The following is an 8,263-nucleotide window of genomic DNA, read 5'->3' as shown; positions in this document are numbered from 1 at the left end:
TCGGCCATGCGGTGCATGTCATCGAGCAACGTGGCCAGGATTTCATCCAGATCCCGGTCGGGATCGGTGGGAACAGTCAACCGGTACTCGCTGCTGGCGGTGTTCAGCCGCACCGCTTGGAACGGGGCCAAGCAGATCTCTTCGATTCTGCCCCGGGCCTTGGCCGCGCCGCGGCCGGCGCGGGCAAACGGGGTCAGCACCATGCGTAGGAGCAGCTGCAGGGCAGATTTGACCTCGGGCGCCGGCAGCGCCATCGCCGGAGCTGGCGCGGTTGGGCTGGGCAGGCTCGCTTCAATGCGATCCCGGGCGAACGGGTCACGCCCGTCCAGGTAACGCATGGCCGACTGAACATCGCGCCAGCCCACGTACTCCATCAACGCCTTCATGTCCCAGCCCTGATCGTTGGCCCAACTAGCAAAGCCGCGGCGCAGCGAATGGCTGCTGTGGAGCCCCGCATCGGCAAAGCCGGCACTGGCCAGCAACTAGCGCAGCAGGCGCACCAAACTGTTGGGATGGAGCCCTTCGGCACTTACGTGGCCCCACTGGTTGATTGCCCGAAACACCGGCCCGTCTTGCACGTTTGCCGCCTGCAGCCACACTTGGGTCGCCTCTACCGGACACAGCCGCGACAACGCCGGCACCTTATGGGTAACGCCGGCCGCTTGGCGATCGCCCTTGCTGCGCGGCAGGAAGCAGGTCATCCCCTGTCCCGGCACCAGCGTGAGATGGGCCACTTCCAGACGCAGCAGTTCATCGCCACGGAAGCCACGCCAGAATCCGAGCAGCACCAACGCGCGATCCCGCTGATGGCGAAGCGCCGCCGCCCCGTCGCCCCGGGCATGGGCCGCAGCAATCGCTGCGGCCAGCCAGTCATCGAGCTCGACCAGCCGCCGGATCTGCAGTGGCGCAGCCTGCTTGACCCGGGTCGGGTGGAGGGTCTGAATCCCTTTAAGTACCTTGCGCACCAGTGGCGAGCGGGTGGGATCCACAAATCCGTGATCCCGATGCCAAAAAGCGATCGCCGCCAGGCGATGCCGCAGCGTGCTGGTGGCCAGGGTCTGCGCGTAGGTGGCCAAGTACCGCGCCACACTGTCTGGGGTGGCCGGAAGGTGTCCTTGCCACTCGACCTCAAAGTGCCGTAACGCCGAAGCGTAGCTGCGCACAGTGTTCTCGCGGGTGGCGGCATCAATGTACTGATCGAGGATAGTCACCTGGCCCAGAACACGCACGTTTCAAAGGTGGCCGGCCAATCGTCCATCATTCGACGCAACTATGCAGATTGTGCTAGGCTCTCCAGCCAGCGGCCGCAAACAACAGCGGACCCAACTCTACTCCCGAGCCAGTGCCCATAGTGATTACGCCGCCCTAAATCCTGTCATCGGATCAAGCCCGCAAGCGGGCTTAGGGTTGTTATTTCGTAAATCACACTGTTGGCCCGACGACCAGTCGGGACTAGGGATATTCTGTTTTGACTACGCTTACTCGACTGCGCCAGGACTGGCTCGGCAATATTCGTGGCGACTTGCTTGCCGGCATAGTTGTTGCGCTCGCTCTAATTCCTGAGGCCATTGCGTTCTCAATTATTGCCGGGCTTGATCCCCAGGTGGGCCTCTACGCCTCATTCTGCATTGCAGTGGTTATCGCCTTTACCGGCGGTCGTCCGGGAATGATCTCGGCAGCTACCGGGGCCATGGCGCTGCTGATGGTTGGCTTGGTGAAGGAGCACGGACTGCAGTATTTGTTGGCAGCGACGCTCCTAACCGGGATGCTGCAGATCTTGGCTGGCACGTTTAGGCTCGGGGCGTTGATGCGTTTCGTCTCGCGCTCGGTCATCACCGGTTTTGTCAATGCGCTGGCGATCCTGATTTTCCTGGCGCAGCTCCCCGAGCTAACCAACGTCCCTTGGACCGTTTATGCGATGGTCGCCGCAGGGTTGGCCATCATCTATCTGTTGCCACGCGTGACCAAGGTCATTCCCTCGCCGCTGGTGGCCATCGTGGTCCTGACGATAGTCGCGCTCCTGCTCAAGCTTGATATCCGCACCGTGGGGGACATGGGCGAACTACCCGACAGCTTGCCGGTGTTCTTGTTGCCTGATGTTCCCTTGAATCTAGAGACACTGAAGATCATTTTCCCGGTTTCCGCCACATTGGCGGTCGTGGGCCTGCTGGAATCGATGATGACTGCAAAGATCGTCGATGATCTGACCGATACGCCGAGCAACAAAAACCGCGAAGCGGTCGGTCAGGGCATAGCCAACATCGCATCCGGCTTTGTTGGCGGCATGGCCGGTTGCGCCATGATTGGCCAGTCTGTCATCAACGTTAAGTCCGGCGGTCGTGGTCGCCTCTCATCACTGGCCGCGGGCGTATTCCTATTGTTGATGGTGGTATTTGCAGGCCCTTGGGTAAAGCTGATTCCCATGGCGGCGCTGGTCGCTGTAATGATCATGGTCTCCATTGGCACTTTCAACTGGGGTTCACTGGCGGCACTTAAGGCAAATCCCAAGACTTCTAGTGTGGTGATGATCGCCACAGTTATCGTGACGGTGTCCACCCATGATCTGGCAAAGGGCGTTTTGATCGGCGTACTGCTCTCGGGGCTGTTCTTTGCTCGCAAGGTAGGCCAGGTGCTTCATATCGGCTCCACTTCTGAAGAAGGTGGGCGTCTGCGGTGCTACACCGTGACCGGGCAGGTTTTCTTTGCCTCGGCTGACCAGTTCATTGCTAGCTTCGATTTCCGCGAGGCTTTGGAGCGCGTTCAAATTGACGTGGGCCGTGCCCACTTCTGGGATCTCAGCGCGGTGGGCGCACTGGACACGGTTGTGGTGAAGTTCAGGCGTGAAGGTACTGAGGTCGAAATCCTAGGAATGAACGAAGCCAGTGCGACGCTGGTGGATCGCTTGGGCGTCCACGACAAGCCCGACGCCGTCGAGCGGCTGATGGGCCACTGAGGAAGCAACCATGACAGACAAGATTGGACACTCCCATATAGATCACAGCGGCAGTGTATTGGCCGCCACCGACGCATCCGCTTACAGCGAGAGCGTGGCGCATTACGCCGCTTGGGCAGCGCACAGACTGGAAGCCCCGCTGGAATACCTTCATGTGCTTGACCGCCATCCGGAAGCGGCCAGTACCGCGGACTTCAGTGGGAACCTCGGAGCGGATGCCCAGCCCAGGTTGCTGGAAGGGCTCGCCTTGCTGGACGAGACCCGCAGCAAGCTGGGCCAAGAACGAGGCCGCCTAGTGCTGCAACAGGCCAAGGGGATTGCGGCCGCTTTCCATGGCATCGAGGCGGAGACGCGGATGCGGCATGGGTCCTTGGTGGACACCCTCATCGAGTTGGAAGGCGATGCACGCCTGTTTGTCCTTGGCAAGCGTGGCGAGCATGCGGATTTCGCCAAGGGACACCTGGGCAGCCAACTGGAACGCGTGGTACGTGCAGTCCATCGCCCATTGCTGGTGGCGTCGCGCAGCTACACGGAAATCGAACGCGTGCTGATCGCGTTCGATGGGAGCGCCACGACCCGCAAGGGCGTGGAAATGGTGGCGGCCAGCCCGTTGTTCAGTGGACTCGATATCCGTGTGCTCACCGTCGGAGCGACCAATGCCACAAACGAAGCCGCATTGCGCTGGGCGCTGGACACGCTGGCCGCGGCCGGATTGTCTGCGGCCGGCGCGGTGCGACCGGGCGAAGCGGAAGAGGTGATCGGCCATTACATCCGTGACGAGCATGTGGATCTGCTGGTCATGGGGGCCTATGGCCACTCGCGTATCCGCCAGCTGATTGTCGGCAGCACCACCACCACGATGCTGCGCACCTGCCGCGTCCCGGTGCTCCTTCTCCGTTGACGCCAACCACCGGCAGTAAGTCAAATGACCGAAGCATCAACCAAGCATAAATCCACTGAAACAATCAATCGAAACCACCTCCATCGAATGATGGACGAACTGCTGGAGATCGCTGATGTTCGACTGGGCGGTGATCGCCCATGGGATATCCGGTTGCTGGTCGATGGCGTCCCGGAGCGCGTATTTGCACAGGGCAATCTCGGCCTTGGGGAAAGTTACATGAACGGCGCATGGGAGTGCGATCGGCTGGACGAACTGTTCGATCGCATCCTGCGTGCGCGGCTCGATCGCCACGTCAAACCGTTGCGGCTCATGTTTCATTCGCTACGGGCCAAGCTGCTGAATCGGCAGACATCGCGACAGGCCTGGGAAGTCGGCGAGGCCCATTACGACCTCGGGAATGATTTCTACACGGCAATGCTGGACCCGCGCATGACCTACACCTGCGGCTACTGGGCCGATGCGAAGAACCTGGCGGAGGCGCAGGAAGCCAAGCTCGACATGATCTGCCACAAGTTGCGCCTGGAGCCCGGCATGCGGGTGCTCGACATCGGTTGTGGCTGGGGCAGCTTCATGGCGTACGCCGCCGAGCACTACGGCGTTGAGTGCGTGGGGGTGACGGTTTCGAAGGAGCAGACCGCATGGGCGACGGAGCGTTATGCCGACCTGCCACTGGAGTTCCGGCTGCAGGACTACCGCTCCATCAACGAGCGCTTCGATCGCATCGCCAGCGTCGGCATGTTCGAGCATGTGGGTCGCAAGAACCATCGCAGCTACATGGAAGTAGCTCATCGCTGCCTGGCCGATGACGGCCTGTTCCTGCTTCACACCATCGGCAAGAACCGGCGCAAGTCCACTACCGACCCGTGGATCGATCGCTACATTTTCCCGAACGGCGAGTTGCCGTCGATTGGCCAGATCGGTGATGCTTGCGACGAGCTCTTCGTCGTCGAGGATCTGCACAACTTCGGCGCCGACTACGACAACACATTGATGGCGTGGCATGCCAACTTCGAGCAGGCATGGCCTCATTTCGAGGACGAACTGGGGCAACGGTTCCATCGGATGTGGCGCTACTACCTGTTGTCCTGCGCCGGTGCATTCCGCGCCCGCGACCTGCAACTGTGGCAGTGGGTGCTGTCCAAGGATGGGGTTCGTGGCGGCTATCAGCGCCCAGAAGGCCCGAGGTAATCCCCCGTCGTTTGACGGGGGACTTGACATGCTATGATTTAGTGAAATTCACGATACAACACCCCTCCGCCTGTCTCGTCGATCTTGAGGATGGCCTCAAGCTCTACTAGGTGATGTGGTTTCCGCACAATGGGGTGCGGTTCAGAGGGTCAAGACGAGGCTCTCTCATGACCACTCCAATCTAACGCTCACTTCTTGGCCGCGGGCGCAATGCCCGCTTCCGGATGCCGCTCCCGGCATACCGCCTACCAAGATGAGGAGTCACCATGTCCGTACACGTTCAAAGTCTGGACGAATTCTTCAGCATGCTCGTAGAGGAGCAGCGGGACATTCGCATCACCCTCGCCGGTTTGGAAGACGCGGGCCAACCCGTCGCCCTCGATCAGACCACGCAAGGCCGCGTCAGCAGGATCGACGCCATCTCCCAGCAGCACATGGCCAAGGCGGGCAGCAGTCGCCTGATGATCCAGTTGGATCGGATCAAGGCGGCGCTGGATCGCTACGAATCGGGGCGCTACGGCATTTGCTGCCGATGTGAACTCGAAATCGGGCATGGCCGTTTGATGGCCGATCCCGCCGCGCCTTTTTGCCTGGAGTGCACCGAGGAACTGGCCGAGGCGAAACAGCACAACATGCGCCGAAACGCCGGTCGCTGAGTCCGCGCGGCACCCATTGGGCCGCCTCTGCGGTGGTCGGCATATCCTTGTTGATGAAAGGAAAACATAATGAATCTGATGACGAATGCACCGGCTAAATTACCGGTCGTGAAGCGCTGCGCCTTCGGGGCGCATGAACTCACCCTCGAAACCGGCGAGATCGCCAAGCAGGCGTCCGGCGCGGTCATAGTCCGCATGGGCGATACGGTGGTGCTGGTAACCGCGGTCGGCAGCAAGCGCGCGAAAGATGGACTCGACTTCTTCCCGCTCACCGTCGAGTACCGGGAGCGCTTCTACGCAGGCGGTCGTATCCCCGGTGGTTTCTTCAAGCGCGAGGGTCGCCCGACCGAAAAGGAAATCCTGACCTCGCGCCTGATCGACCGGCCGGTAAGACCACTGTTTCCCGATCAGTTCCGCCACGAGGTCCAGGTCATTGCGACCGTGCTGTCCGTCGATCCGTTGATCGATCCCGATATTCCAGCCATGGTCGGCGCCTCCGCCGCGCTGCGCTTGTCGGGGTTGCCGTTCAAGGGGCCGATTGGAGCGGTCCGCATCGGCCGCCACGGCGACAGTTTTCTGGTCAACCCGACCACCGAAGAGCTCAAGGCCTCCGACCTCAATCTGGTCGTCGCCGGCACCCGGCACGGCGTGTTGATGGTCGAGTCCGAAGCCAACGTGCTCTCGGAGGAGATCATGCTGGCGGCGGTGTCGCTTGGCCACCACGCCATGCAGCCCGTGATCGAAGCGATCGAGGAACTCGCCCAAGAAGCGAAGGTGACCAAGTGGGAGTGGAGCCATCCACCACGCGACCTGGCCCTGGCCGATACGGTGCGCACACAGATTGGAAACAACCTCAACAGCGCCTTGCTGATCACCGACCGGATCGCACGCAAGAAACGAGTGCAGGCGATCAGAAATGAAGTGTTGATTGCGCTAGCTGCACCGACGACCTCGGCAACGGGTTGGGAGGTCGCCCAAGTCCGCGCGGAGCTGGACGACCTCGAGTACACCGCTGTGCGCCGCATGGTGCTGCAGGATCGGCGTCGGCTGGACGGTCGCGGTCTCGAAGACGTACGTCCGATCTCGATCCAACTCGGCGTGCTGCCGCGCACTCATGGCTCGGCGGTGTTCACACGCGGCGAAACCCAAGCCATCGTGACCACCACGCTCGGCACTACGCGTGACGGCCAGGTCATCGATGCCGTCACCGGCGAGTACAAGGAACACTTCCTTTTCCACTACAACTTCCCGCCTTACTGCGTCGGCGAGACGGGTCCGATGATCGGCCCAAAGCGACGCGAAATCGGCCACGGCCGTCTGGCCAAGCGTGGCGTCGCCGCGATCATGCCGTCGATGGAAGCATTCCCTTACACCATTCGAATAGTGTCGGAGATCACCGAGTCCAATGGTTCTTCCTCGATGGCTTCAGTGTGCGGCAGCTCGCTGGCCCTGATGGCTGCGGGCGTTCCGGTCAAGGGGCCTGTGACAGGCATCGCCATGGGCCTGGTCAAGGAAGGCGATCGGTTCGCGGTGCTGTCCGACATCCTGGGTGACGAGGACCACCTGGGCGATATGGATTTCAAGGTCGCCGGCACTATCGACGGTATCTCGGCCCTGCAGATGGACATCAAGATCGACGGCGTGACCGCCGAGATCATGGAGGTGGCATTGGCGCAGGCGCGAGAAGGGCGACTGCACATCCTTCGGGAGATGGCCAAGGCCATCCAGGCCCCGCGCGAGCAGATGTCGGAGTTCGCACCGCGCCTGCTGACGATCAAGATCCATCCGGACAAGATCCGCGAGGTGATCGGCAAGGGCGGGGCCACCATCCAGGCGCTCACCAAGGAAACTGGCACGCAGATCGATATCCGGGACGACGGCACGATCGTGATCGCTTCGACCAGCGGCGGAGCCGCCGACACGGCGCGCAGGCGTATCGAACAGATCACGGCCGAAATCGAACCGGGTCGGGTCTACGAAGGTAAGGTGGCAAAGGTGCTTGACTTCGGCGCGTTCGTCACCATCGCGCCGGGCAAGGTCGGACTGGTGCACGTCTCGCAGATTTCTGACGAGCGAGTGGAAAACCCGAATTCCGTTCTGTCGGAAGGGGATGTGGTGAAGGTCAAGGTCCTGGAAGTGGACATGCAGGGTCGGGTTCGGCTTTCGATGAAGGCGGTGGACGGAACGAAAGTGTTGCTGCCGGAGTCGGCGTATGCCGGGGGTTCTGGCGGCTCCCCTCCGGCATGCGTTTTTATTGCGGAGGAACGGTCATGACGCACAGAGAGATCCTTTTCGATAATGATGCGCGGCTGCGCCTGCTGCGCGGCGTCAACATTCTCGCCAATGCCGTCAAGGCCACCCTGGGCCCGAAGGGCCGCAACGTCGTGCTCGAAAAGAGCTTCGGCGCCCCGACCATCACCAAGGACGGCGTGTCTGTCGCCAAGGAAATCGAACTGGCTGACAAGTTCGAGAACATGGGCGCGCAGATGGTGAAGGAAGTTGCTTCCCGCACCAACGATGACGCCGGCGACGGCACCACCACCGCCACCGTGCTGGCCCAGG

6 protein-coding genes and 1 pseudogene are annotated in these 8,263 nt (G+C 61.5%); 6 read left to right on the top strand and 1 reads right to left on the bottom strand.

Going from position 1 to position 8,263, the window contains the following annotated elements; genetic code table 11:
• Positions 1-1,211, bottom strand: a pseudogene (locus OC373_RS18415) (site-specific integrase); the annotation flags it as partial.
• A 257-nt stretch (positions 1,212-1,468) separates the two neighbouring features.
• Here OC373_RS18415 and OC373_RS18410 point away from each other — a divergent pair.
• The 6 genes from OC373_RS18410 to OC373_RS18385 all read left to right on the top strand — a co-directional run.
• Complete coding sequence (locus OC373_RS18410; protein ID WP_086016262.1) at positions 1,469-2,953, top strand: SulP family inorganic anion transporter; 1,485 nt, start codon at positions 1,469-1,471, stop codon at positions 2,951-2,953.
• A gap of 10 nt (positions 2,954-2,963) precedes the next feature.
• Complete coding sequence (locus tag OC373_RS18405; protein WP_046272807.1) at positions 2,964-3,854, top strand: universal stress protein; 891 nt, start codon at positions 2,964-2,966, stop codon at positions 3,852-3,854.
• A gap of 24 nt (positions 3,855-3,878) precedes the next feature.
• Positions 3,879-5,045, top strand: coding sequence for a cyclopropane fatty acyl phospholipid synthase (gene cfa / locus OC373_RS18400; protein WP_005413430.1), 1,167 nt, complete (start codon positions 3,879-3,881; stop codon positions 5,043-5,045).
• A gap of 266 nt (positions 5,046-5,311) precedes the next feature.
• Positions 5,312-5,701, top strand: a complete 390-nt coding sequence (locus OC373_RS18395; protein WP_046272806.1) for a TraR/DksA C4-type zinc finger protein — start codon at positions 5,312-5,314, stop codon at positions 5,699-5,701.
• Between the two features lie 78 nt (positions 5,702-5,779).
• Positions 5,780-7,975, top strand: coding sequence for a polyribonucleotide nucleotidyltransferase (pnp, locus tag OC373_RS18390; RefSeq protein ID WP_100443866.1), 2,196 nt, complete (start codon positions 5,780-5,782; stop codon positions 7,973-7,975).
• The coding region (locus OC373_RS18385; RefSeq protein WP_315985479.1) for a TCP-1/cpn60 chaperonin family protein at positions 7,972-8,263 on the top strand (292 nt) is incomplete at its 3' end. The genes pnp and OC373_RS18385, both read left to right, overlap by 4 nt.

It is taken from the genome of Stenotrophomonas sp. Ste96 (genome assembly GCF_024519495.1).
GTDB classification, from domain to species: Bacteria; Pseudomonadota; Gammaproteobacteria; order Xanthomonadales; family Xanthomonadaceae; genus Stenotrophomonas; species Stenotrophomonas bentonitica_A.
Note: the sequence above shows the minus strand (reverse complement) of the source record. Positions and strands in the feature narration are given on the sequence as shown.